The organism is Streptomyces palmae (assembly GCF_004684805.1).
GTDB classification, from domain to species: Bacteria; Actinomycetota; Actinomycetes; order Streptomycetales; family Streptomycetaceae; genus Streptomyces; species Streptomyces palmae.
Genome location: NZ_SRID01000637.1, coordinates 1 through 1,805 on the forward strand (window position 1 = coordinate 1; position 1,805 = coordinate 1,805).

Annotated in this window: 1 protein-coding gene; it reads left to right on the forward strand. The window is 78.4% G+C overall.

Features of this window, described 5'->3' with window-relative positions; all coding sequences use genetic code 11:
- Window positions 1-21: 21 nt before the first annotated feature.
- A partial coding sequence (locus E4099_RS34710; protein ID WP_245245344.1) for a serine/threonine-protein kinase occupies window positions 22-1,805 on the forward strand: 1,784 nt, incomplete at its 3' end.

Here is a 1,805-nt window from a genome sequence, read left to right on the forward strand (position 1 = left end):
GTCGAGGGGGAGGCCATGGCGATGCAGCCGCTGGGGGCGGAGGACCCGCGGGAGATAGGGACGTACCGCCTGCTGGGGAGACTGGGCACCGGCGGCATGGGCCGGGTCTACCTGGGACGCAGCGTCGGCGGGCGGACCGTGGCGGTGAAGGTCGTCCATCCGCACCTCGCGCTGGACGAGGAGTTCCGTACCCGCTTCCACCGCGAGGTGAAGGCCGCCCGGCAGGTCGGCGGCGGCTGGACCGCGCCGGTGCTGGACGCCGACCCGCAGGCCCGGGTGCCCTGGGTGGCGACCGGTTACGTGGCCGGCCCCGCACTGAACCAGGCCGTCTCCGAGACCGGCCCACTGCCGGAGAGCACCGTACGGGCGCTGGCCGCCGGCCTGGCCGAGGCGCTCGGCACCGTACACGGTCTCGGGCTGGTGCACCGGGACGTCAAGCCGTCCAACGTGCTGCTCGCCCTGGACGGCCCGCGGCTCATCGACTTCGGCATAGCCCGGGCCACCGCGGGCACCGCCTCCCTCACCGCCACCGGCGTCTCCATAGGCTCGCCCGGCTACATGTCCCCCGAGCAGATCCTCGGCACGCCGGCCACCGGCGCGGCGGACGTCTTCTCGCTGGGCGCGGTGCTGGCCTTCGCCGCGACCGGCGACGGCCCCTTCCAGGGCGACAGCTCCGCCTCGCTGCTCTACAAGGTGGTCCACGAGGAGGCCGTGCTCGGCCCGGGGCTCACCTCGGAACTGCGGGAGCTGGTCGTCTGCTGCCTGGCCAAGGATCCGGCGGACCGCCCCACCCCGGAGCAGATCCTGGAGCGGCTGGCGCCCGGCGGCGGCGCGGCCGGGCTCGTCCGCCCCGGCTGGCTGCCCGCCCCGCTGGTCGAACGGATCAGCCGGCAGGCCGTGGAACTCCTGGACCTGGAGGCCGCCGCGCCGGTGCGAGAGGGCCCGCGATCCCCGGGAGAGGGGACGACGGAGGCGGAGCCGGGGGCGGAAGGCGCCGCCTCGACCGGGAGAGCGGGTGGCCCGGCCGAGGGAGCCGCCGACCCCGGGCGGGACACCGCTGCCGTGGCGGGAGGCGCCGCCCCACCGGCGGCGGACCCTGCCGCCGCTGCCGCCTCGGCGGGGGCGACCCTCGGGTCCGGTCCGGTGGCCGCCGCCTCGGCGGGGGAGACTGTCGGGTCCGGTCCGGTGGCTGCCGCCTCGGCGGGGGGTGACGCCGCCCCGGGGGACGAGGCCCCGGCCTCCGGCGGTGCGGCGGGTTCGGAGACGCTGACCCTTCGGCTCGCCGACCCGCGTACCGGGCCCGCGCTGGGAGTCTTCGGCCCGCCGACCCCCTCGCACGGCACGAAGCGCCCCGCCGAGGGGGCGCCGGTGGCCGGGCTTCCCGCGGAGGGGCTGCCCGTGGCCGGGACTCCTGCGGAGGGGGCGCACGTGGCCGGCCTTCCCGCTGGGGGGCCGTCTGTGGCCGGGACTCCTGCTGGGGGGCCGCCGGTGGCCGGGCCGCCAAGGGCCGCGCACCCTGCCGTCGGTGTGCCGTACGCCGCAGGGGCGTCGTCCGCCGCGGGGGCGACGGCGGGCCCGCCCGGGGACGGCGTGCGCCAGGCCGACCGGACAGGGCCCACCGACGGCGAGTCGAAGCGGTCGGGGCGCCGCTTGGCGCTCTTCGCCTCACTGGGCGGCGGCAACCGCCCGCGGGCGCTCAGCTGCTCCCTGGTGCTCTCGGTCGCCGGGGCCCTGGCCGTGGTGACCGGGGCCGCGGTCGTCTTCGACGTGCTGCCCGGCAGCGGCTCGGACGCGAGCAAGGACGC